General features: G+C 67.0%; 22 protein-coding genes and 2 tRNA genes. 12 read left to right on the top strand and 12 right to left on the bottom strand.

Translation table 11 applies throughout. The features are described from left to right. Nucleotides 1–104 precede the first annotated feature (104 nt). Both speD and AC5P7A_RS09780 read left to right on the top strand, forming a co-directional pair. Nucleotides 105–899, top strand: a complete 795-nt coding sequence (gene speD, locus AC5P7A_RS09785; protein WP_014648662.1) for an adenosylmethionine decarboxylase — start codon at nucleotides 105–107, stop codon at nucleotides 897–899. Between the two features lie 167 nt (nucleotides 900–1,066). Then, the gene (locus tag AC5P7A_RS09780; RefSeq protein ID WP_005419816.1) at nucleotides 1,067–1,387 is read left to right on the top strand and encodes a DMT family transporter; all 321 of its coding nucleotides are present in this window, start codon (nucleotides 1,067–1,069) and stop codon (nucleotides 1,385–1,387) included. Nucleotides 1,388–1,468: 81 nt separating this feature from the next. Here AC5P7A_RS09780 and coq7 read toward each other — a convergent pair whose 3' ends face one another. Further along, nucleotides 1,469–2,113 carry a 2-polyprenyl-3-methyl-6-methoxy-1,4-benzoquinone monooxygenase gene (coq7, locus tag AC5P7A_RS09775; RefSeq protein WP_014648661.1) on the bottom strand — a complete coding sequence of 215 codons (645 nt, stop codon included), beginning with the start codon at nucleotides 2,111–2,113 and terminating at the stop codon, nucleotides 1,469–1,471. Nucleotides 2,114–2,310: 197 nt separating this feature from the next. Between coq7 and rplM the strand changes: the two genes are divergently transcribed. Both rplM and rpsI read left to right on the top strand, forming a co-directional pair. Next, complete coding sequence (gene rplM / locus AC5P7A_RS09770) at nucleotides 2,311–2,739, top strand: 50S ribosomal protein L13 (RefSeq protein ID WP_005414692.1); 429 nt, start codon at nucleotides 2,311–2,313, stop codon at nucleotides 2,737–2,739. A 2-nt stretch (nucleotides 2,740–2,741) separates the two neighbouring features. Next, nucleotides 2,742–3,134: a 30S ribosomal protein S9 gene (gene rpsI, locus AC5P7A_RS09765; protein WP_005411311.1), complete on the top strand. Its 393-nt coding sequence runs from the start codon at nucleotides 2,742–2,744 to the stop codon at nucleotides 3,132–3,134. 323 nt (nucleotides 3,135–3,457) lie between these two features. Here rpsI and AC5P7A_RS09760 read toward each other — a convergent pair. Together AC5P7A_RS09760 and AC5P7A_RS09755 are read right to left on the bottom strand one after the other, a co-directional pair. After that, nucleotides 3,458–3,532: transfer RNA gene (locus AC5P7A_RS09760), tRNA-Gln, on the bottom strand. Nucleotides 3,533–3,587: 55 nt separating this feature from the next. Continuing rightward, nucleotides 3,588–3,664 (bottom strand) — tRNA-Met (locus AC5P7A_RS09755). Between the two features lie 121 nt (nucleotides 3,665–3,785). On the opposite strand from AC5P7A_RS09755, the gene AC5P7A_RS09750 reads away from it, so the two are divergent. From AC5P7A_RS09750 to bfr, 3 genes are all read left to right on the top strand, one after another. Beyond that, nucleotides 3,786–4,406: an RNA pyrophosphohydrolase gene (locus AC5P7A_RS09750; protein WP_014648660.1), complete on the top strand. Its 621-nt coding sequence runs from the start codon at nucleotides 3,786–3,788 to the stop codon at nucleotides 4,404–4,406. A gap of 108 nt (nucleotides 4,407–4,514) precedes the next feature. Beyond that, a complete protein-coding gene (locus AC5P7A_RS09745; RefSeq protein WP_005411309.1) occupies nucleotides 4,515–4,724 on the top strand; it encodes a (2Fe-2S)-binding protein in 210 nt (69 codons plus the stop codon). Nucleotides 4,725–4,866: 142 nt separating this feature from the next. Continuing rightward, nucleotides 4,867–5,337, top strand: a complete 471-nt coding sequence (bfr, locus tag AC5P7A_RS09740) for a bacterioferritin (protein WP_005419804.1) — start codon at nucleotides 4,867–4,869, stop codon at nucleotides 5,335–5,337. A gap of 1 nt (nucleotide 5,338) precedes the next feature. Here the strand turns inward: bfr and AC5P7A_RS09735 are convergent, their stop codons facing one another. From AC5P7A_RS09735 to AC5P7A_RS09725, 3 genes are read right to left on the bottom strand one after another with little or no spacing between them, the layout of a single operon-like run. Beyond that, nucleotides 5,339–7,579: an ATP-binding protein gene (locus AC5P7A_RS09735; RefSeq protein ID WP_495220091.1), complete on the bottom strand. Its 2,241-nt coding sequence runs from the start codon at nucleotides 7,577–7,579 to the stop codon at nucleotides 5,339–5,341. Between the two features lies 1 nt (nucleotide 7,580). Further along, the gene (locus AC5P7A_RS09730; RefSeq protein WP_495220090.1) at nucleotides 7,581–9,470 is read right to left on the bottom strand and encodes an EAL domain-containing protein; all 1,890 of its coding nucleotides are present in this window, start codon (nucleotides 9,468–9,470) and stop codon (nucleotides 7,581–7,583) included. Between the two features lie 44 nt (nucleotides 9,471–9,514). Further along, nucleotides 9,515–10,132, bottom strand: a complete 618-nt coding sequence (locus AC5P7A_RS09725) for a DUF4126 domain-containing protein (protein ID WP_014648657.1) — start codon at nucleotides 10,130–10,132, stop codon at nucleotides 9,515–9,517. A gap of 179 nt (nucleotides 10,133–10,311) precedes the next feature. On the opposite strand from AC5P7A_RS09725, the gene AC5P7A_RS09720 reads away from it, so the two are divergent. The 5 genes from AC5P7A_RS09720 to ampE all read left to right on the top strand — a co-directional run bounded on the left by AC5P7A_RS09720 (nucleotide 10,312) and on the right by ampE (nucleotide 14,029). Continuing rightward, nucleotides 10,312–11,055, top strand: coding sequence for a DUF6776 family protein (locus tag AC5P7A_RS09720; RefSeq protein WP_005411304.1), 744 nt, complete (start codon nucleotides 10,312–10,314; stop codon nucleotides 11,053–11,055). 4 nt (nucleotides 11,056–11,059) lie between these two features. Then, nucleotides 11,060–11,524, top strand: coding sequence for a bactofilin family protein (locus tag AC5P7A_RS09715; protein WP_049440055.1), 465 nt, complete (start codon nucleotides 11,060–11,062; stop codon nucleotides 11,522–11,524). Between the two features lie 31 nt (nucleotides 11,525–11,555). After that, nucleotides 11,556–11,948 carry an iron-sulfur cluster insertion protein ErpA gene (erpA, locus tag AC5P7A_RS09710; protein ID WP_005419789.1) on the top strand — a complete coding sequence of 131 codons (393 nt, stop codon included), beginning with the start codon at nucleotides 11,556–11,558 and terminating at the stop codon, nucleotides 11,946–11,948. A 153-nt stretch (nucleotides 11,949–12,101) separates the two neighbouring features. Next, nucleotides 12,102–13,007, top strand: coding sequence for an NAD(+) diphosphatase (nudC, locus tag AC5P7A_RS09705; protein WP_014648655.1), 906 nt, complete (start codon nucleotides 12,102–12,104; stop codon nucleotides 13,005–13,007). A gap of 134 nt (nucleotides 13,008–13,141) precedes the next feature. Beyond that, a complete protein-coding gene (gene ampE, locus AC5P7A_RS09700; protein ID WP_014648654.1) occupies nucleotides 13,142–14,029 on the top strand; it encodes a regulatory signaling modulator protein AmpE in 888 nt (295 codons plus the stop codon). A 478-nt stretch (nucleotides 14,030–14,507) separates the two neighbouring features. Here the strand turns inward: ampE and AC5P7A_RS09695 are convergent, their stop codons facing one another. The 6 genes from AC5P7A_RS09695 to yccS form a co-directional block, all read right to left on the bottom strand. Then, a complete protein-coding gene (locus tag AC5P7A_RS09695; RefSeq protein WP_014038725.1) occupies nucleotides 14,508–14,933 on the bottom strand; it encodes a DUF2752 domain-containing protein in 426 nt (141 codons plus the stop codon). A 44-nt stretch (nucleotides 14,934–14,977) separates the two neighbouring features. Next, nucleotides 14,978–15,256, bottom strand: a complete 279-nt coding sequence (locus tag AC5P7A_RS09690; RefSeq protein WP_014648653.1) for a CD225/dispanin family protein — start codon at nucleotides 15,254–15,256, stop codon at nucleotides 14,978–14,980. A gap of 34 nt (nucleotides 15,257–15,290) precedes the next feature. Then, nucleotides 15,291–15,578, bottom strand: a complete 288-nt coding sequence (locus AC5P7A_RS09685) for a CD225/dispanin family protein (protein ID WP_005419784.1) — start codon at nucleotides 15,576–15,578, stop codon at nucleotides 15,291–15,293. Between the two features lie 221 nt (nucleotides 15,579–15,799). After that, the gene (locus tag AC5P7A_RS09680) at nucleotides 15,800–17,689 is read right to left on the bottom strand and encodes an MFS transporter (protein ID WP_014648652.1); all 1,890 of its coding nucleotides are present in this window, start codon (nucleotides 17,687–17,689) and stop codon (nucleotides 15,800–15,802) included. 98 nt (nucleotides 17,690–17,787) lie between these two features. Then, nucleotides 17,788–18,582: an SDR family NAD(P)-dependent oxidoreductase gene (locus tag AC5P7A_RS09675; RefSeq protein WP_014648651.1), complete on the bottom strand. Its 795-nt coding sequence runs from the start codon at nucleotides 18,580–18,582 to the stop codon at nucleotides 17,788–17,790. A gap of 142 nt (nucleotides 18,583–18,724) precedes the next feature. Continuing rightward, nucleotides 18,725–20,902, bottom strand: a complete 2,178-nt coding sequence (yccS, locus tag AC5P7A_RS09670; RefSeq protein WP_164077917.1) for a YccS family putative transporter — start codon at nucleotides 20,900–20,902, stop codon at nucleotides 18,725–18,727. Nucleotides 20,903–21,046: the final 144 nt, after the last annotated feature.

Here is a 21,046-nt window from a genome sequence, read left to right as displayed (position 1 = left end):
TTAAGGGCAAACAGTGTGCCAGAACTCTTGCGTCTTCACGTTCCCCCCGGGGGCAGTTTGCCCCATAATTCCCCCTTTCCCTTCTTACACAGGAATCGACCGCCGTGGTCAAGCCGTTGCCTCGCCTGAGGCTGCAGGGTTTCAACAACCTCACCAAGGCGCTGAGCTTCAACATCTATGACGTGTGTTACGCGCGCACCGAAGAGGAGCGTCAGCGTTACATTGAATACATCGATGAAGAGTACAACGCCGACAGGCTGACTCAAATCTTGACCGATGTCGCCGAGATCATCGGCGCCAACATCCTGAACGTGGCCCGCCAGGACTACGACCCGCAGGGTGCCTCGGTGACCATCCTGATCTCCGAAGAGCCGGTGATCGACAAGAAGCAGGCCGGCAAGGAACTGATTCCCGACGCCGTGGTCGCGCACATGGACAAGAGCCACATCACTGTCCATACCTACCCGGAAACCCATCCGCAGGAAGGCATTGCGACGTTCCGCGCGGACATCGACGTGGCGACCTGTGGCGTCATTTCGCCGCTGAAGGCCCTGAACTACCTGATCGAGAGCCTGGAATCGGACATCGTGATCATGGACTACCGTGTCCGTGGCTTCACCCGCGATGTGAAGGGCAAGAAGCATTACATCGATCACAAGATCAACTCGATCCAGAACTTCCTGGCCAAGAACATCAAGTCGCGTTACGAGATGTTCGACGTCAACGTCTACCAGGAAAACATCTTCCACACGAAGATGCACCTGAAGGACTTCGACCTGGACCAGTACCTGTTCGAGGAAAAGGCCAAGAACCTGTCGTTCAAGGAACGCATGAAGATCGAAGCGCTGCTCAAGCGCGAGATCGAAGAGCTGTTCCACGGCCGGAACCTGTCCGAGTAAGCCCCATGTGCGATGCCCGCAGGCATCGCCGCCCAGGCGGGACGACCCGCCCCGTGGAACCAGTGCCTCGCACGCGTTACGGTTCCACGGTGATGTACCGACCCACGGCCCGGTGTGAAAACACCGGGCCGTTTCGTTTTTCCCAAAAAGGTAAGGAGCCCCCACCCATGCCCTGGATCTATCTGCTGCTGGCCGGCCTGTTCGAGATCGGTTTCGCCCTCGGAATGAAGTACTCCGAAGGCTTCAGCAAACCCCTGCCCACCGTTGCCACGGTGGTGTCCGCCCTGATCAGCCTGTACCTGATGAGCCAGGCGATGAAGAGCATCCCGGTCGGCACCGCCTACGCGATCTGGACCGGCATCGGCGCCATGGGCGTGGCGGTGCTGGGCATCTATCTGTTCAACGACAGTGCGTCGCCGGCCCGCCTGGCCTGCGTGGGCCTGATCGTAGCCGGTGTGATCGGCCTGAAGCTGGTCTCGCCCAACTGATTGATGGCCCGACCAACGGTCGGGCCCCACCGTCGCCCCCGCACCTCCTGGTAGGCCCGCACCGTTGGTGCGGGCGACCCTTCAAATGCGGTAGGCGATGGTCTTCATCACCCTGGAAGCCAGCGCCATCGCGCCCGGGATCGGGAACGGCAGGCGGCGTGCGCCGGCCTGTTCGGCGTGCTCCGCATGGCGGGCCTCGTCCTCCTTCATCACCTGGATGACCGCGCGGCTGCGCAGATCGCCGGCCGGCAGGTCGACCAGGTGCTCGTCCAGATGGGCTTCCACCTGGCGCTCGGTTTCAACCACGAAGCCCAGGTTCCAGCCGTCGCCGCGCAGACCCGCCAGGGTGCCGATGGTGTAGCTGCCGGCGTACCACAGCGGATTGAACAGGCTCGGGCGGCTGTCCAGTTCATCCAGCCGGGTCGCGCACCAGGCCAGGTGATCGGTCTCTTCCTGGGCCGCTTCCAGCAGGTGTTCACGGGTGGCCGGGTCGCGGGCCACGGCCGCCTGGCCGAAGTACAGGCCCTGTGCGCAGACCTCGCCGACATGGTTGATCCGCATCAGCCCCGCGGCGTGGCGGCGCTCGGCGCGGTCCATGCCCGGCTCGCCGGTGCCTGCGGCCGGGTAGGGGCGGGCCGCCGGAGGGTTGCCGAACACCGTGTCCAGGGCGCGCTGCGCCTCGGTCAGCAGGTGGTCCAGCGGGGTGGTCTGGCGGAGCACGGTCATGGCGGCACGCGGTGGGGCGGGAGACCCGCCGATTCTCGCCCGCCCCCGCTCCCCTGCCAACCCGGGGCAGGGGCCAGCTTGCACCGAGGGCGTGACCTGCGTACAATCCCGCCTCTTGCGCTTCACCTTTCACAACGCGTGGCAGAGTTCCGGCGAGTCCTTCGCCGCAATGAGCCCGACCTAACCTAGAGTTCTTCATGAGCACTTTCACTGCCAAGAACGAGACCGTCCAGCGCGACTGGTACCTCGTCGACGCCGAGGGCAAGACCCTGGGCCGTCTCGCCACCGAGCTGGCCCGCCGTCTGCGCGGCAAGCACAAGCCGGTCTACACCCCCCACGTTGATACCGGCGACTACCTGGTCGTCATCAATGCAGAAAAGATTGCCGTCACCGGCAAGAAGCTGCAGGACAAGATGTATCACCGTTTCACCGGCTACATCGGCAACCTGAAGACCGAATCCCTGGCCCAGGCGCTGGAGCGCCACCCGGAGCGCGTGATCGAGATCGCCGTGAAGGGCATGCTGCCGAAGGGCCCGCTGGGTCGCCAGATGTACCGCAAGCTCAAGGTCTACGCCGGCACTGAGCATCCGCACGCCGCACAGCAGCCGCAGGTTCTGGATATCTAATCATGGCTATCACTCAAAACTACGGCACTGGCCGCCGCAAGTCCTCCACCGCTCGCGTGTTCCTGCGCAAGGGTTCGGGCAACATCACCGTCAATGGTCGTCCGCTGGACGAGTTCTTCGGTCGTGAGACCGCGCGCATGATCGTGCGCCAGCCGCTCGAGCTGACCAAGAACACCGAAAGCTTCGACATCCTGGTCACCGCCGCTGGCGGCGGCACCACCGGCCAGGCCGGTGCGATCCGCCTGGGCATCGCCCGTGCGCTGGTCGAGTACGACGAAACCCTGAAGTCCGAGCTGCGCAAGGCCGGCTTCATGACCCGTGACGCCCGTGAAGTCGAGCGTAAGAAGGTCGGTCTGCACAAGGCCCGCCGCGCCACCCAGTTCTCCAAGCGCTGATTTACCGCGCCTGGTTGGGCTCCTGCGGGAGCCCGCTGGTTGGAAAAGCAAAAGCCCGGCTTTGGCCGGGCTTTTGTTGTTTTGGAGTCAGGCATTTCGTGGTTGCCGGCCAGCGGCCGGCACTACCCGGGGTTTCGCATCTCGGAAGGGGTGGGGTCAGAGCCTTTTCCTTTGGAAAAGGATCCGACCCCGGGCCTCTCTCTGGAGAAGAGCCCCCTTGATGTTCAAGGGGGCGCGCCGACAGGCGCGGGGATAAGGTGGGATGCGCGACCAAATTAAAAGCAAAAGGCCAGATCTTTCGATCTGGCCTTTTGCTTTTAATTTGGCTGCCCCGGATGGATTCGAACCACCGAATGCCTGAGTCAGAGTCAGGTGCCTTACCGCTTGGCGACGGGGCAAAACGTGCAACTATTTTCTCACTTTTCACACTGAAAAACAACTTGATTTTCAGTGTGGTGGCTATGGGTGGACTCGAACCACCGACCCCAGCATTATGAGTGCTGTGCTCTAACCGGCTGAGCTACATAGCCTTGGTGAGCCCGCTATTCTGCGGATGTGTATCGACCCTGTCAACACTTTTGTGTCGTGCTTGTGGGCCGACAGAGGGCATGGGATAGTCCCGACCAGTAGATTTTCTTAGGAGTCCGCATCGTGATCGATCCGGACGGCTATCGACCGAACGTCGGCATCGTGCTGATGCGGCAGGACGGCCAGGTGTTCTGGGCACGACGCGTGCGCCGGGATGGCTGGCAGTTCCCGCAGGGTGGCATGAACACCGACGAGACGCCTGTCGAGGCCATGTATCGTGAACTGCAGGAAGAGACCGGCCTGCTGCCTGAGCATGTGGAAGTGCTCGGGGCCACGCCCGGCTGGCTGCGCTACAAGCTGCCGGCGCGGGCCATCCGCCGCAACGAGCGGCAGGTCTGCATCGGCCAGAAACAGGTCTGGTTCCTGCTGCGCCTGACCGGCGACGAATCCCACGTGACGCTGGACCACACCGACTCGCCCGAGTTCGACCACTGGCGCTGGGTCGACTTCTGGTACCCGGTAGAGCACGTGGTGATGTTCAAACGCGGCGTCTATGCGCGTGCCCTGCGACACCTGGCGCCACTGGCGCGCGGCGTGGCCGGGCAGGGCGTCACCGCCATGCCCAAGAGCGCCGCCGAGGCCTGGATGCCGGGCCACACCGCCGGGCACGACCGCCCGCGCAAGCGCCCGCGGACCCGAGGGTACTGGCCGAAGAAGGTCACGGGCGACGGCCCGGCCAGCTGACCGGCTGAACGGTATCGAGAATGGTTCAGGTCTCTGATTGACAACCATTCTCGTTTCCATTGGAATAGCCACCAGGCCGCTTGTGGCCTGTCAGCCCGGTTCACGCCTGTGTACGTCTGCATCTGCAACGGAGTCACCGACCACCAGATCCGCGAAGCCGCCAGCCATGGCGTCAGCACGGTGGCCGAACTGACCATGCGTACCGGTTGTGGTGCCACCTGCGGTTCCTGCCTGGACATGGCCGGCGACCTGCTGGCCAAGGCACGTGCGACCCACGATCTGCCGCTGCCGGTATTGGGCCTGGCGCAGGTCGCCTGATCGCCTTTTCGCGGCGCGTTGACGCCGCGCTTTCGCATCCTTCACCTTCGGCCGCGCAGGCCAATGCACACGATTCGCGTTCCTTCACGAGCGCACGCGAGGCGTTAAAGTGCCTGCGTTTTCAGCGTGCAGGAGCACCCCCATGAAGGGCGACACCAAGGTCATCGAATTCCTCAACAAGGTCCTCTACAACGAGCTGACCGCGATCAACCAGTACTTCCTGCACGCCAAGATGCTGAAGAACTGGGGCATCAAGGAACTGGCCGAACACGAGTACAAGGAATCGATCGACGAGATGAAGCATGCCGACATGCTCGCCGACCGCATCCTGTTCCTTGAAGGCCTGCCGAATTTCCAGGCGCTGGGCAAGCTGCGCATCGGCGAGAACCCGACCGAGATCCTGCAGTGCGACCTGTCGCTGGAACGCGATGGCGTGGTCACCCTGCGCGAGGCCGTGGCCTATTCCGATTCGGTTGGCGACTACGTCAGCCGCCAGCTGTTCGTGAAGATCCTCGATTCGGAAGAGGAGCACATCGACTGGCTGGAAACCCAGCTGGACCTGATCGAGCGTATCGGCGAGCCGAAGTACCTGCTGAGCAAGCTGGAAGAGTGAGTCAGCCGCCCTGGCCGGCGCGGTGCTGTGCCAGGTAGCCCGTCAGTGCAACACGCGCCCGGGCGAATTCCGCAACCAGCAGCGCCACCGCCACCGCGGGGCGCTGCAGGCTGCCACTACGGGCTTCGTGCTCGATCCGCTGCGCGATCGCCGACAGCGACAATGCGCCGACGTTTGCACTCGATGACTTCAGGCTGTGCGCTGTGGCCTGCAAGCGCAGCTCATCGCCGTTCTGCGCGGCCAGCTGCAACTGCTGCACCATCACCGGCGCATCTTCAAGAAAGACCATGACGATCTGGGTGGCAGCGTCGCCGATCACGGTGTGCAGTTCATCCAGCACGTCGCGGTCGATCACCGGTTTCGGCGCGGCTTGGCTTGTCGTCTCCTGTAGAGCCGAGCCATGCTCGGCTGATGGAGTGGGAGTGCCACTGGCCGTCAGCCGAGCATGGCTCGGCTCTACAGACGGCTCCACAGAAAATTGTCCAGGTGATGCAGCTTTGCCGCCACCCCAACGCAGCAGCAGCGCATGCAGCGTGGCGCGCGCGATCGGCTTGGACAGGTAATCGTCCATGCCCGCCTGCAGGCAGCGCTCGCGGTCACCGGCCATGGCGTTGGCGGTCATGGCGATGATCGGCAGGCGCGCGCGCCCGGTCTCCACTTCTTCGGCGCGCCAGCGGCGCGTGGCGGCGTAGCCGTCCAGCACCGGCATCTGGCAATCCATCAACACGATGTCCACGCCGCCTTCGCGGAGGGCGGCCAGCGCCTGCTCGCCATCGGCGGCGTTGCGCACTTCGCACTGGAACACGCGCAGCAGTTGTTCGGCGACCATCCGGTTGACCGTATTGTCCTCCACCAGCAGCACACGCAGATGCAACGGCGGCAGCGTGGCAGCCGGTTGCTCGTTGTCCGCGCTGGCCAGCAGCGCAGCGGGGCGGGCGGGGGCGACCGGTGCAGCCAGCAGTGCATGCAGGGCCGCATCGTCGAAGTGCGGGGGCAGCTGGCGCTGGCGCTGGCGTTGTGGAAGTGCGCCCTCCTGCAGCCACAGCACCTGCAGCGCATCGTCGTCACCACGTTCACTCAGCGCCAGCTGCAGCGTGGCCTCACCGTTGCGGCGTGCGCGGGCATCGACCAGCAGCCATGCCGGTGCCGGTTGTCCGGGCCGCGCGGGAGCGCGCAGGCGCTCGACCACGGCATCCAGCTGTGCCAGCACCTGCACCTGCAGCCCATGGTGGGCGGCGATGCGCTCGATACGTGCCTGCAGCGTTGCATCGGCACTGAACAGCAGCAGCGGTGCCGGTGCGCGCGCCATCGCCGGCAGGTCGCCAGCGACCTTCAGCAGCGGGATCTCGAACCAGAAGGTTGCGCCCCGGCCCGGCGTGGAGTGCACGCCGATGTGCCCGTGCATCAGGTCGATGATGCGCTTGCAGATGGCCAGGCCCAGGCCGGTGCCGCCATAGATGCGGGTGGTGGATGCGTCGGCCTGGCTGAAGGACTGGAACAGGCGCGCCTGCAGCGCGTCGTCGATGCCGATGCCGGTATCGATGATCTCGAAGCGCAGCTGGTGCTGCGCGGCACTTTCACCCAGGCGCAGCACGCGCAGCTGCACCTGGCCGCGGGCGGTGAACTTGATGGCGTTGGCCAGCAGGTTGCTCAGCACCTGGCGCAGGCGCACCGGGTCGCCGCGCACCGGCAGGCGCACCGATGGATCCAGTTGCAGGCCCAGGGCCAGGCCCTTGGCGTCGGCGGCCCGCTGCATCAGCTGTACCACGCCATCGAGCAGGTCGCGCAGGTTGAAGCTGGTGATCTCCAGTTCCAGCGCCTGCGCTTCCAGCCGGGAGTAGTCGAGGATGTCGTCGACGATGCGCAGCAGCTGTTGCGAACTGGCCGAGGCGGTGGCCAGCATCTGCCGCTGGTCTTCGCCCAGCGGCCCGCGTGCGATCAGCTCCAGCATCGGCAGGATGCCGTTGAGCGGGGTGCGGATCTCGTGGCTCATCGTGGCCAGGAACTCGCCCTTGGCCAGCACGGCCGCCTCGGCGGCCTGCTTGGCCTGCAGCAGCTGTTGCTCCAGCTGGCCCTGGCGTTCGGTGGTATGGCGAAGCTGGTCGCGTTCGGCGGCCAGCGCACTGTGCGTGCGCTGCAGTTGGGCCAGCGCATGGTTGCGCGCGCGCAGGCGCAGGCCCAACAGCAGCAGCGCGATGGCGGCCGCAGCAAGGGCAACCAGCAGCACGCCCCACAGCGGCACGTCAGAGCACCGCGTTGTGGAAGTCGAAGTTCAGGTCGCTGCCGGCCGACTGCACCATGTTGCCCTGGATGTAGTCGACGCCGCCTACCCACATCGCCGCTGCAGCCTGCGGATCCTCGATCTGCTGGCCGATGATCTGCAGTCCGGCGGCATGGGCCTGTTCGATCTTCTTGCGCAGTTCCTCGCGCGTGGCCGGATTGGAGTGGCTGCTGGAGAAGCGCGCAGCCATGCGCACGAACGACAGCGGCAGCTGGGTCAGCAGTGCATCGGCCTCGCCGCTGGGTTCGAACTGGCTCAGGCAGAAGCGCACCCCCGCGCTGGCCATGCGCTGGCAGAACTGCTGCAGCGGCACGGTGTGGATCAGTGCGTCGGGCAGGCGCACGTCGATCACCAGCGCACTGCCAGGCAGGTCACGCTGCTGCAGTGATTCCAGCAGCCAGTCGGCGAAGGCATCGCGCTGCAGGGTGCGCAGCGACTGCGAGACGAACAGGCTCAGCGGCTGCGTTGCGTGCCGGTACAGATCCAGCAGGCCCAGTGCGTGGTCCATCACCTGCTGGTCGAGGTCGGCGATGCGCCCGGCGGCTTCCGCGGCGGGGATCACCTGGCCGGCCGCCAGCACCGTGCCATCGGCCTGGCGCAGGCGCAGCAGCAACTGGTATTGCGCGGTGTTGCCGCCTGCCACGGCGACGATCGGCTGGTAGGCCAGTTCCAGCTGGCCCTCCAGCAGCGCCAGGTGTTCCTGTTCGGTGACCGCCTGGCGATGCACATGGCCCGCCACGCCGGCGCTGAGCAGGCGCGCCTGCAGGGTGGTGCGCTCAACCGCTTCCAGCGCACTGCTGGCATCCTCGAAGCCCGGCGACAGCGGCGCATAACCGACCACGCCGCGCAGATGCACGGATTCGTCGTCGCGGATCACGAAGGCGCGGGCCGACAGCTGCTCGCGCAGGCTCGCGGCGATGCCTTCGAGGGCGTCCTCGTCGGCGTTGCGGGCCAGCAGCAGGAAGCTGTTGTCGTTCAGCCGCGCCAGCAGGTGCGGATGGCCGGCTTCGGCCAGGCGCTGCCCGGCCTGCACCATCAGCCGTTCAAACGCGGCATAGCCATAGCGTTCGCGCAGGCCCAGCGCACTGGCCACTTCGATGAAGAACACGCCGCCCCGGTCGCGGTGGGCGAGTGCGGTGTTGAGCTGCTGCAGCACATGGTGGCGCGTCGGCAGGCCGGTTTCCGGATTGCTGGTGGCCGGTGCGCCGGTGGCGCCCGGCAGGGTCGCGGCCTGGGCACGTGCGCGGCGGATGCGGTTGGCCACCGCTGCGATCAGGTGGCGCGGCCGGATCGGCTTGCTCAGGTAGTCGTCGGCGCCGCTGTCGAGCACTTCGAACTGGCGCTCTGGATCCGGATCGCCGCTGAGGAACACGATCGGCAGCAGCTGCAGGCCGGGCTGCTGGCGGATCAGCGCGGTCAGGCGCATGCCGTCCAGCCCGGGCAGGTGCAGATCCATCAGGATCAGGTCGGGGCGGTGCTCCTTGATCGCCTGCAGCGCGGCATCGGCATCGCTGTGCACGATCGCCTGCATGCCGGCGCCGTGCAGCACGCTCTGCGCGAACAGCGCCTGGGCGCGATCGTCTTCAACGATCAGCACGCGGTAGGGCGAGTCCGAGGGCGGCGGGGCCAGATCGTTGTTGCCGGCTTCGGCCAGTGCGATCGGGCCGGGCAGCGGCGGCGGTGCGCTGTTGACCGGCGCCGGGGTATCGGTCGCGATGGGCGGCGGGGTCGCAGCCGTCGGTGCGGCCACAGCGGGGCCTGCCGCCTCGGGCGCCCAGCGCTGCCAATGATCGGCCGGAGGGGTTTCAGCGCGTCCCGGGCGGGCGCCCGCGGGGGATTCGTTTGCGGCCATCGGTGCTCCTGGTGTTCGCGTCCATTATGCGACAAGCCCGGTGCTCAACCGGTACTGCTGTGCCCCGGCGGTGCTGCCGATGCACCGCGCGCCAGCCAGCGCACGCCCTTCCACAGCGCGCGCCAGACCAGCCACACCAGCAGCGCGCCGGCCAGGCTGCAGGCCAGCACCACCACCAGCGCGATCCACGGGTGTGCCAGGGCCAGCGCCAGGCCACCGACTACCACGGTGTCCTCGGCGGCGGAGGCGACCCAGTTGCTGGCCGGTTCCGGCGAGGTATTGAGCAGCGCGCGGGTACCGGCCTTCAGGCCGTGGCTGGCGAGGGCGACGCCGGCACCGGCGGCGAGTGCGCCGGCGCCGAGCTGACCGTCCGGCGACAGGGTAGCCGCTGCGAGGAACGCGCCGGCCGGCACGCGTGCGAGCGTCTGCACCAGGTCCCAGACCGAGTCCACGCCGGGAATCTTGTCGGCGAAGAACTCGGCGATGGCCAGCGCCGCCGACGTGCCCAGCACCCACCAGGATTCGGTGGCCTGCAGGGCGGGCGGCAGGTCGACCCAGCCGAGCAGGCCGGCAAGGCCGACGCCGAACACGGTGAGGTAGACGCGGATGCCGGCCAGCCAGGCCAGCAGGATGCCGATCACGAACAGGTGGGCTTCGGTCATGGCGATGCTCCGGCGACGGAACTGTGCAGGGGACCACACTATCGACGATGGCATGTCTGAACGCCACAGACCGTGGCCGGCCACGGCGCAGGAAACCCACCCGTCCTGTCATACACTAGCCCGTCGTTTGCCACAGGGGCCGTACCGGTGTCGCCCTCGCGATACCCCGGAAACCACCCATGACCAACCGTCCTCCCATGCGCGTGCAGGTACGCCTGCCCGGCGCGCCGCAACCGCCGGCCGACCGTCGCCGCCTGCTGGTGATCGGCGGCATCTGGCTGCTCAGCCTGGTGCTGGCGGTGCTGGGTGGCTGCTGGATGGCCACGCCACGCGATGCCCAGGGCCAGCGCCTGCAGGCTGCCGAGAAGCGCGCCGAGACGCTGCAGGCGCAGCTGACCGAGCTGCGCCAGAAGCAGGCCACGCTGGAAGCCTCCGACCGCATCAGCCGCGCCGCCAATACCGAGGTGCAGTCCTCGCTGGCCGAGCGCGATGAGGAAATCGCCGGCCTGCGCGCCGACGTTGCCTTCTATGAGCGCCTGGTGGGTTCGACCAGCCAGCGCAAGGGCCTGAACACCCACTCGATCGAGTTCAGCCCGGAAGCGGCCGGCACCTGGCAGTACACCGCCGTGCTGACCCAGAACCTCAACCGCGGCGCCATCAGCCAGGGGCAGATGCGCTTCACCGTGGAAGGCGTGAAGAACGGCAAGCTGGCCACGATCAGCTGGGATGATCTGCACCAGCGCAGCAAGGTGCCGGGACAGGATTACTCGTTCCGGTACTTCCAGCAGCTCACCGGCAGCGTGATGCTGCCGGCTGACTTCACCCCGCAACGCGTGCGGGTGACATTGGGGAGTGGTACGGGGGGTACCACCCAAGTATTCGACTGGAAACAGGCCGGCGCGCCGGCCAGCAAAGGGGAGTAGGCAGATGTTCGGAAGCAGCAAATCCAACCGTGAAGGCCAGCTGGTGGTGGATGCCCTGATCGGCAACCAGGTGGTGATCCGCGGTGATGTGGAATTCAGTGGTGGCCTGTATGTGGAAGGTCGCATCCACGGCAAGGTGATCGCCACCGAAGGCGCCAGCGGCGCGACCCTGACGGTCGCCGAGCATGGCGTGATCGAGGGTGAGATCCGGGCCCAGGTGGTGGTCATCAGCGGCCGTCTGGACGGCGATGTACACGCCACCGAGAAGGTCGAGCTGACCCCCAGCGCACGGGTCAATGGCAACGTCCATTACCAGGTGGTGGAGATGAATGCGGGCGCCCAGCTGAACGGCCGCCTGATCCATGCCAGCGCCCCGATGGCGGCCCTGCCGGCGCCGGAAGGCGATGAGGCCAATGGCAGCAAGGGCGACACCGCCGCACGCCGCAAGCTGGCCGAGGCGATGGCTTGAAAGCCATCCCCGGCACCCCCATGCTGGCACCATGAGCACGCTAGTCTCCCTGCCCGGCGCCACCCCGGTTGCCGCGCCCGATTACCAATCGCTGGAGCGCCCGCTGAACTTCACCGAGTCGGCGGCCGCCAAGGTCAAATCCCTGATCCAGGAAGAGGGCAACCCCGACCTGGCCCTGCGTGTGTACATCGAGGGCGGCGGCTGTTCGGGCTTCCAGTACGGGTTCGAGTTCGACGAGAACCGTGCCGAGGATGACCTGGCGGTACAGACCAGCGGGGTGACCCTGCTGGTCGACCCGCTGAGCCTGCAGTACCTGATGGGCGCCGAGGTGGACTACACCGAGAGCCTGACCGGTGCCCAGTTCGTGATCCGCAACCCGAACGCAAAGACCACCTGCGGCTGCGGCAGCAGCTTCAGCATGTAAAAGGCCTGTGGCCGGAATGTGCCAACCAGGGTTGGCACCTGCCAGAGCGGGCAGATCCACGCCATGCGTGGATGATCCTTCCTGCATCCACAACGGCAGATTGCGCACAGCGCCGACCTTGCCACCCGCATCGATTGGCGGCACGCTTGCAGGATGCCCAATACTCCTTCGCCGCTTTCCGGTTTCGCCTTCGTGGGTGAACCGCTGGAGCGCGCCGATGCCCTGCGCGAAGATGCCGATGCACTGGCGCGCCTGTGGCCGGGCGCGCGCATTCTCGTGCTCGATCAGGACGGCAGCGCCTTCACCGGCGATGACGATCAGCCACTGGCGCTGACCGGCGCCGACATCGGCGGCGGCCCGGGTGCCGCGATCTTCCTCGGCCTGCGCGGAGAGCAGGCGTGGTTCTCGGTTGAAGCCACCAACGTGACCATCAGCGCACCACGCCGGCTTGATCTGCGCCAGGCCGCGCTGCTGTGGTCGATGGCCGATGCGACCGCCTTCAGCTATGCCCGCGGCATGTCGTACTGGCACTCGCGCACCCGCTTCTGCGGCGTGTGCGGCGGCGCCGTGGCGTTTGCCCGTGGTGGCTTCGTCGGCCGCTGCGGGCAGTGTTCCACCGAACACTACCCGCGTGTCGACCCGGCGGTGATCGTCGCCGTGGAAAACCAGGGCCGGCTGCTGCTGGGCCGGCAGTCGAACTGGGCCCCGCGTCGCTACTCGGTGCTGGCCGGCTTCGTCGAACCCGGCGAGACCTTCGAGCAGACCGTGGTGCGCGAAGTCCATGAAGAGAGCAAGGTGCGGGTGACGGCCTGCCAGTACCTCGGTTCGCAGCCCTGGCCATTCCCGGGTGCGCTGATGGTTGGCTTCCGCGCACAGGCGCAGGATGACCTGCCGACCGTGGACGGTGAGCTGGAAGACGCGCGCTGGTTCAGTGCCGACGAGGTCGGCGCGGCACTGGCGCGCGACGTGGAGGACGATGGCCAGGGTATCCGCCTGTCGCCGCCGATCTCGATTTCGCGCGGCCTGATCGAGCATTGGTACCGGCAGCAGAAGGGCTGAGCCGGGCCGGCTGGGGCGATTGCATTGCCGCCACCTGAACACGGCCCGGGTTACAGTGCGGGTCATCGCGGAGGGCGCCGCTGCGACAGGTAAGGTAGCGGCGCCGAGCGTTCTGTTTCGTAGGGAGACCTGCCATGTTCACCACTCTGGCCGCCGTGCTGGTGGCACTGGCCCTGGGCCATGTTGCTCCGGCCGCTGCTGCCTCGCTGCGCCGTTTCGACGGTTTCCGGCGTTGGCTGGGCTGGCTGGATGCGCGTGGTGGCAAGGCCTGGCAGGGACCGGCCGGCGTTGCCTTGGCACTGCTGCCGCCGCTGTTGCTGATGGTGCTGCTGGCGTGGCTGTTGCGCGGGGTGCTGTTCGGCCTGCCGTCGCTGCTGCTGGGCGTGGCGGTGCTGGCCTGGTGCTGGGGCCCGCGTGACCTGGACCGCGATATCGAGGCCATTATCGATGCCGATGATGCGGCGACGCGGCAGGCTGCAGTGCGCAACCTGCAGTCGGCCGGCGGCAGCCTGCGCGAGGACATTCCGTCACTGGTCGAGGCGACGGTGCTCAACGCACTGCGGCGCTGGTTCGCGGTGCTGTTCTGGTTCCTGTTGCTGGGCCCGGCTGGCGCGCTCGGTTACCGGCTGCTGGCGCTGATGGCGGAGAGCCCGATGCGCGCACGCGTGCCGGTGGAGCCGCTGGCGCTGGCGCAGCGCCTGCTGGGCTGGATCGAGTGGCCGGTGGCGCAGCTGATGGCCTTCTCGATGGCGCTGGTGGGCAATTTCGATACGGCGTGGAAGGCCTGGCGCCAGGCCCATGGCGAACGCCTGGCCGGCAACATCGGGTTCCTTGGCGCGGTGGCGCGGGCCAGCGTCAACGCCGAGCTGCGTGAGGATGCGCACGATTACACCGAGGCAGGGTTGCTGCCGGTGTGGCAGCGGTTGCCGGACCTGCGTGATGCGATGAGCCTGGTGTGGCGGATGCTGCTGCTGTGGCTGGCGGTCCTCGCCCTGCTAGTGATTGCAGGCTGGGTGACGTAGTTGCTTTGCAGGGCTTGCAGCCCTGCACCTGCAGAGTCGACAGCAACTGCAACGGCAGGATTGCAGCGGGTCGGCGGGGTGGGTCGGATGGCGGGGGACGCCGTGAATCCGTCCATGGAGGCTTGGTCGCCGCATCCATGCGGCTCACACCCCCGCCATCCGACCCACCCCGCCTTCGACAGTTTTCCGCGCACTGACGTTCTGTAGAGCCGAGCCATGCTCGGCTCCGAGCGAGCGCAGCGAAGCGATCCGCTTCCGCTTTTGATCTTCTCTTTCTTTTCCGTGGTGGACGCACACGGAAACTGTCCGTGGTCGGGCGGGATGGGTTTGCGGGGGTGTCCGCGGCATGGATGCCGCGGCCAAGCCTCCACGGACGGATTCACGGCGTCCCCCGCAAACCCATCCCGCCCGGCCAACCCCAAGGCTTCTGCCTTCAAACGCCGCCCACCACGAGGGGCTGCGGCCGTTGGCTGGAAACCTAGATCGGTGCCAGTGCAGTGAACGGCGCCCACGGCAGGTTGCGCAGCAGCGCATACCCGGGCAGCACCCAGAGCCAGAACGTTGGATTGGCCAGTACCCGCATGAGCGGGTCGAGCACGCGCGGCCGGATGCCGGCGACGTTCAGCAGCATCAGCAGCAGGAACGGCAGGCTGATGACCAGCAGCGGGTTCATCGCCATCGCGCCGGGCAGGTCGAAATGTACCAGTGAATACAGGCAGCGGGTGCTGCCACAGCCCGGGCAGTACAGGCCTGTCAGCGCGTACAGCGGGCAGCTCGGCAAAGGATTGCCGGCGACATACGGATTGACGTTGCGCAGCACCACCGCGGCACCGGCGGCCAGGCCGGTGGCGGCCAGCAGCGGTGCCCAGCGGGCGAATCGGGAGCGGGCGGGAAGTGCGGACATTGCAGCAACGGATCCGGCGCGGGCGCCGGATCCGTCCACGCGGATCAGTAGCCGCTGTTGTTCATTGCACCCATGCCGCCGACAGCGACGATCAGGATGCCGTACAGCACGCCGACCACGACGGCGGCGATGGCCGACCAGATCGCCCACTTCTTGGCCTTGGCGGCGGAGTCCTGGGCACCGGCGATGTCGCCAGCGGCCAGCTTGCCGTTGACCTGCGCGGCGTAGACGATCGACACGATGCCGGCCGGCAGGCAGCAGAACAGGGTGCTCAGGATGGCCCAGACCAGATTGTTCGGGACCTGCGGAGTGGCGGTGTTCATGGGTTCAAGCTCCTTGATGGGTGGTGGTGGTGAATCATTGGTCGGAAAGAGCGCCCAGTACGGCCAAGCCGCCGAACAGCCCGAACCACAACAGCAACAGGACCGGCAGGGCCACGGCCGAAGCCACCGCCCACCAGCCCGCCTTGCGCGACGCACTGTAGGCCCCCGGCAGGTCGCCGGCGGCGCGGCGGCCATCGACCTGGGAGGCATAGACGATCGACACCACGCCCAACGGCAGGCAGCAGAACAGCGTCGTCAGGATCGCCCAGACCAGATGGTTGGGGATGTAGACCGGACGGCTGAGCGGTGGCGGTTGATTCAAAGCAAGACTCCATTCCTTGGTGGCCGGCCATGATGAAACGGCCGAACCTCCCCCCTGTGGGTGCGTAATCTACCTCAACCCGCGCTGCATGTATGCGGTTACAGTCAGATACTGGCCGGTATGGCCCTTGATCTGACGCATCTGACGGAGCTCTGCGATGCATCGGAGGGCGAGGATGGGGGCTTGTCGCTGGGACGGTCTACCCGTGTCCGTGCGGTCGATCAGGCGTGATCACCACGCAGGGCCCGCACCTGGGCCTCCAGCACCGGGGCGCTGGTGGTGCGGCCATCCACGGCCGGTGCCGCCACCACCTCGACCGTGGCGCGGAAACGACGCGGCACCCGCATGCGGCCAAGGCGGCTGTCGCGGCGGCTCCACATGCTCGACCACATGCCGCGCAGCGCCATCGGCACCACCGGCACCGGCCGCCGCTCGAGGATCTTCTCGACGCCGGACTTGAACGGCGCCATCTGCCCGTCGCGGGTCAGCGCGCCCTCGGGGAAGATGCAGACCAGTTCGCCTTCGGCCAGCGCCGCGTCGATCTCATCGAACGCACGCTGCATCAGCGCCGGGTCTTCGCGCGCCCCGGCAATCGGGATCGCCTTGGCGGTCCGGAAGATCCAGCGCATCACCGGGATGTTGAAGATCCTGTAGTACATGACGAAGCGCACCGGGCGCGGGATGGTCGCCGACAGGATCAGCGCGTCCATGTAGCTGACGTGGTTGCAGACCAGCAGTGCGGCGCCTTCGTCCGGCACGTTGGCCTCGATGCCGTGCGGGCGCAGCCGGTACAGGGTGCGCACCATCAGCCAGCTGAGGAAGCGCATCAGGAATTCGGGGACGATGGTGAAGATGTAGATCGCCACCAGCGCGTTGGCGATGGCCAGCGCCAGGAACTGCTGCGGAATGGTCCAGTGCAGCAGCTTGTGGGCGGCCAGCGACAGCAGCGCCGCAGCGACGATGAAGCCCGAGTTCTGGATGTTCAGTGCGGCGAACACGCGCGACATCTGCGCCTTCGGCGTGCGGCTCTGGATCAGTGCGAACAGCGGCACCACGAAGATGCCGGTGAACAGGCCGATGCCGATCAGGTCGATGACGATGCGGATGCTGCCGGGCTGCTGCAGGAACGGCCCGATGGTCAGCCCGTGCACTGTCGCTTCGCCGCTGCGGGCGAAGTACAGGTCGAGCAGGAACGCGGTCATGCCGAACGCGCCCAGCGGTACCAGGCCGATTTCCACCGTACGTGCTGACAGCTTCTCGCACAGCAGCGAGCCGACGCCGGTGCCCACCGAGAACAGGGCCAGCGCGAAGATGTACAGGGTCGGCTGGCCGCCCAGGTTGGTCACCGCATAGGCCGGCAACTGCGAGGTCAGCACGGTGCCGACGAACCAGAACCAGGACACGCCCAGGATCGAGTTGCGTACGGCTTTCTGCTGGCGCGCCATGCGCAGCACCGCCAGCGATTCCGGCAACGGGTTCCAGTTGATCTTCAGATTCGGGTCGCCGGCATCGACCTTGGGAATCAGGCGGGCGGCGATGTTGCCGCAGATCGCCAGGGCGATGATCGCGCACGCGGCCACCACCGTGCCGTGGCTGCCAGCCACGGTGAACACCAGGCCGCCGACGATCATGCCGGAGAGGATCGACATCGAGGTGCCCATCTCGACCAGGCCGTTGCCGCCGGTCAGCTCTTCTGGCCTGAGCACCGACGGCAGCACTGAGTACTTCACCGGGCCGAACAGGGTGGACTGCATGCCGGTGCAGAACAGCGCGACCAGCAGCACCGGCAGGCTCTGGGTGAGGAAGCCGGTGGCCGCCAGCGACATGATCACGATCTCCATGGTGGTGGTGATCACGATCAGTCGCGATTTTTCCAGTTTGTCGGCGATCTGCCCGGCCAGCGCCGAGAACAGGAAATATGGCAGGATGAAGATGGCCGGTGCCAGGGTGGCGTACAACCCCAGTTCTTCCTCCGGCACAGCCATGAACAGCAACATGCTGATGATCGCCTGCCGGTACACGTTGTCGTTGAACGCACCGAGCGCCTGGACCACGAAGAACGGCAGGAAACGGCGCTGGCGCAGCAGGGCGAACTGGTTGTGACCGGACATGGAACCTCCTTGACCGGCGCAGCCTAGCATTCCTTCCCCTCCGCTGTGGATGCGGACCTGTGGGTGCGGACCGTTGGTCCGCACACCTGCCAGCACTCTCAGACGATATCGTCGACCACGCCGCCATCCACGCGCAGCGCCGCACCCGAGGTTGCCGAGGCCTGCGGCGAGGCCAGGTACACCACCATGTTGGCCACTTCCTCGACCGTGGCGGTGCGCTGGATCACCGAGGACGGCCGGTGCGCCATCACGAACTCACGGCCGATCTGCTCCAGCGGCTTGCCGCTGCGCTGGCGTTCATCCTCGAACATCGCCGCAAAACCATCGGAGAGGGTCGGGCCGGGCAGCACCGCGTTGACGGTGACGCCACTGCCGGCCACGCGCTTGGCCAGGCCGCGCGACAACGACAGCTGCGCGGTCTTGCTGACCCCGTAATGGATCATGTCGGCGGGAATGTTGCGCGCTGATTCGGAGGAAATGAACAGCACGCGGCCCCAGCCGGCATCGACCATTGCCGGTAGCAGCGCACGCGACAGGCGCACGCCGGACATCACGTTGGTCTGCCAGTAGCGCTCCCAGGTCGCGTCATCGGTCTCGAAGAAGTCCTGTGGGCCGAAGATGCCGGCGTTGTTGACCAGGATGTCGACCTTGGGCAGGCCGGCCAGCAGTGTTTCGACACCGGCTGCATCAGAGAGATCGGCGGCGACGCCGAGCACGTCGGCTCCCGGCACGGTGGCGAGCAGGTGCCGGCGGGCGCGCTCGACGCTGTCGGTGCTGCGGCCATTGAGAATGACACGCGCACCAGCGCTGGCCAGTCCTTGGGCGATGGCCCGGCCGATGCCGGCGGTGGAGGCGGTGACCAGCGCGGTGCGGCCACTGAGCTCGATTTTCATGGCGATAGTCCGGAGCGGGGGGATTGCCCAGTATCCGCGCGGCCGCGTGATCGAACCGCAGCGCCAGGCGCAACGCGCCGTTGCACACGGCGCAATTGACCCATGCCACGCGTGGGTGGGCTCTCCGATCAGCGATGAGGAGTCAGGTCAGGCTGGTCACCGCTTCATTGGCCGCTGCCCGCACCTTCGGCAGCATTCGCAGTACCAGCGCCATCTGCGTGCGGATCAGCTGCAGTTTCGGCGGCATCGCCTCGTCGATCTGCTCCAGCTCGGCGGCCACCGCGCGGTCGGCGTCGTTGTCATCGTCGGCGACCGGTTGCCGTGCGGTCAGCGCCGAGGCCAGTTGCTGCAGTGCCTTGCGCACGCGCTCGCCGGCCGCCAATGCAAGCGGGTCGCCCGCATAGCTGTCCACCTGGTCGCGATGCGCGCCCAGCGCCGACAGGTGTCCCAGCAGGGTGTTGGACAGCGCCAGGAAGTGGAAGCCGGCATCCAGATTGCGGCGCACATGGCCGGGCTCACGCAGCATGTTCGACAGTGCGGTGGACAGCGCGGCATCGGCGTTGTGCATGTCGCGCCGCGCGATGCGGTAGGCCAGGTCGTCGCGCATGCCGCTGCGGTACTGGCCCAGCACCGAATCCAGGTAGCGAGCCGCGGTGTCCAGCACGCGTGCCAGGACGAGATGCAGCTGCCGGCCCTGCCAGTCGGGCAGGACCAGGAACGCGGCCGCCGCTGCGATCGCGCAACCCAGCACCGTATCGACCATGCGCGGCACGATCAGCACGAAGCCGTCGCCGATCAGGTTGAAGCAGGTCAGCGCCATCACCGTGATCGCCGCCGACGCCACCAGGTAGCGGTCGGTGCGGGTGAAGAAGAACAGAAGTGCAGAGAGCAAGGCGATCAGCAGCTGCACGTGCAGCTGCGGGAACAGCTGCAGCAGCGCCCAGGTCAGCACCAGTCCGGCCAGGGTGCCGACGATGCGCTGGGCCAGGCGTTGGCGGGTGGCGCCGAAGTTGGGCCGGCACACGAACACGATGGTCAGCAGTACCCACGAACCGTTCTGCGCATTGAACAGGCGGATCGCTGCAAAGCCGGCAATCAGCGCCAGCGCCATGCGCAGCCCATGCCGGAACAGCACCGAGCCGGGCGTAAGCTGCTGGCGGATGCGCACGCCCATCTCGCGCAGGGTGTGTGGGTTGCTGTCGCGCAGGCGGGTATCGACGTTGTCCAGGCTGGCTTCGGAGCGCTCGGCATCCAGCAGGCGCCGTTCGATGCTGCGCAGGTTGTGCACCAGCAGGTCCAGCGAGCCCAGCAGGCGCTGCCATTGCGGCCGCTGCTGGTCGCGCAGGTAGGCCAGCGCATCGGCCAGGTCGCGCCCGGCCTGCTGGTTGCCTTCGCCGTACACGAACGGACGGCGCAGCCGGATTGCCTCGCCCAGGCGGGCACAGGCCTGTCCCTGCAGGTCAAGCAGGCGCTGGCAGCGGTACAGCACGTCGCTGTGGAAGAACGCGTCCACCAGCGCGCCGTACGGGTAATGCGAGGAACTGGCGCGCTCGTGGAAATCCTGCGCCATGTAGTACAGGCGCAGGTAAAGGCCGGAGTTCACGCCGGGTCGGCCGGAGCGGCCGAAGCGGGCCAGGATCGCGGTCTTGGCCTCGTTCAGCGCGCCGACCACGCGGCGGTTCTGTTCGGCCAGGTCGAGCTGGCGACGTTGCAGGTCGGCTTCGCGCACCGGCTCGAACAGCGCGGCCTTCAGCTGCAGGTAGCGGCCCAGCTCAACGTACAGTCGCGCCACCCGCTCGCGGACCGGCCGGTTGGCGAACAGCGCGGTCCACAGGATCGACAGCAGGCCGTACCAGACCGCACCGGCCAGCAGGTGGCTGACCGCTTCCAGCGCACTGTGCAGGTCGCTGGCACCGTGCTGTTCCAGGCCGATCATGGTGTAGATCGCCAGCGTCACCGTGGCCTGGGCAATGGACGCATAGCGCTCGCCGAGCGCGCCGAGCAGGGTCAGGCCGAAGGTGGACAGCGCCAGCGCGCCGATGAAGATCCACGGCCACGGGAACAGCCAGATGACCGATGCTGCGGCAATGCAGAAGCACAGCAGCGACAGCGCCACCGCCTTGGTCCGGCCCCACCAGTTGTCATCGGTTTCGGCGATGGCACTGGCGATGATGCCGAGGAACACGCCGGGCAAGGCGGTCAGCGCATCCAGCTGCCAGCACACCGCCAGCGCCGCGGTCAGGGCGATGAACACCCGCAGGCCGTAACTGGCCTTCTCGTGGGCCCACAGGCGGCTGAGGCGGGATTGTCGGGCGGACATGCAGGCTCGGCGGAAGGGTCTCCGACCATTATTGCGGGTGTGGGGTGAAGGGGACAGCCCGCGCAGGAATCCGGTAGTGCCGGCCGCTGGCCGGCAGATTTGCGGTACGGAGAAAGCCGGCCAGCGGCCGGCTCTACCCATAGA

Source organism: Stenotrophomonas sp. YJH_SMC_65, from assembly GCF_059369475.1.
Note: the sequence above shows the minus strand (reverse complement) of the source record. Positions and strands in the feature narration are given on the sequence as shown.

Excerpts from the sequence above, each read along its gene's own strand:
- AC5P7A_RS09780 (WP_005419816.1), top strand. The coding sequence starts at position 1,067 with ATGCCCTGGATCTATCTGCTGCTGGCCGGCCTGTTCGAGATCGGTTTC.
- coq7 (WP_014648661.1), bottom strand. The coding sequence starts at position 2,113 with ATGACCGTGCTCCGCCAGACCACCCCGCTGGACCACCTGCTGACCGAG.
- rplM (WP_005414692.1), top strand. The coding sequence starts at position 2,311 with ATGAGCACTTTCACTGCCAAGAACGAGACCGTCCAGCGCGACTGGTAC.
- rpsI (WP_005411311.1), top strand. The coding sequence starts at position 2,742 with ATGGCTATCACTCAAAACTACGGCACTGGCCGCCGCAAGTCCTCCACC.
- bfr (WP_005419804.1), top strand. The coding sequence starts at position 4,867 with ATGAAGGGCGACACCAAGGTCATCGAATTCCTCAACAAGGTCCTCTAC.
- AC5P7A_RS09730 (WP_495220090.1), bottom strand. The coding sequence starts at position 9,470 with ATGGCCGCAAACGAATCCCCCGCGGGCGCCCGCCCGGGACGCGCTGAA.
- AC5P7A_RS09725 (WP_014648657.1), bottom strand. The coding sequence starts at position 10,132 with ATGACCGAAGCCCACCTGTTCGTGATCGGCATCCTGCTGGCCTGGCTG.
- AC5P7A_RS09720 (WP_005411304.1), top strand. The coding sequence starts at position 10,312 with ATGACCAACCGTCCTCCCATGCGCGTGCAGGTACGCCTGCCCGGCGCG.
- AC5P7A_RS09715 (WP_049440055.1), top strand. The coding sequence starts at position 11,060 with ATGTTCGGAAGCAGCAAATCCAACCGTGAAGGCCAGCTGGTGGTGGAT.
- erpA (WP_005419789.1), top strand. The coding sequence starts at position 11,556 with ATGAGCACGCTAGTCTCCCTGCCCGGCGCCACCCCGGTTGCCGCGCCC.
- nudC (WP_014648655.1), top strand. The coding sequence starts at position 12,102 with ATGCCCAATACTCCTTCGCCGCTTTCCGGTTTCGCCTTCGTGGGTGAA.
- ampE (WP_014648654.1), top strand. The coding sequence starts at position 13,142 with ATGTTCACCACTCTGGCCGCCGTGCTGGTGGCACTGGCCCTGGGCCAT.
- AC5P7A_RS09695 (WP_014038725.1), bottom strand. The coding sequence starts at position 14,933 with ATGTCCGCACTTCCCGCCCGCTCCCGATTCGCCCGCTGGGCACCGCTG.
- AC5P7A_RS09690 (WP_014648653.1), bottom strand. The coding sequence starts at position 15,256 with ATGAACACCGCCACTCCGCAGGTCCCGAACAATCTGGTCTGGGCCATC.
- AC5P7A_RS09680 (WP_014648652.1), bottom strand. The coding sequence starts at position 17,689 with ATGTCCGGTCACAACCAGTTCGCCCTGCTGCGCCAGCGCCGTTTCCTG.
- AC5P7A_RS09675 (WP_014648651.1), bottom strand. The coding sequence starts at position 18,582 with ATGAAAATCGAGCTCAGTGGCCGCACCGCGCTGGTCACCGCCTCCACC.
- yccS (WP_164077917.1), bottom strand. The coding sequence starts at position 20,902 with ATGTCCGCCCGACAATCCCGCCTCAGCCGCCTGTGGGCCCACGAGAAG.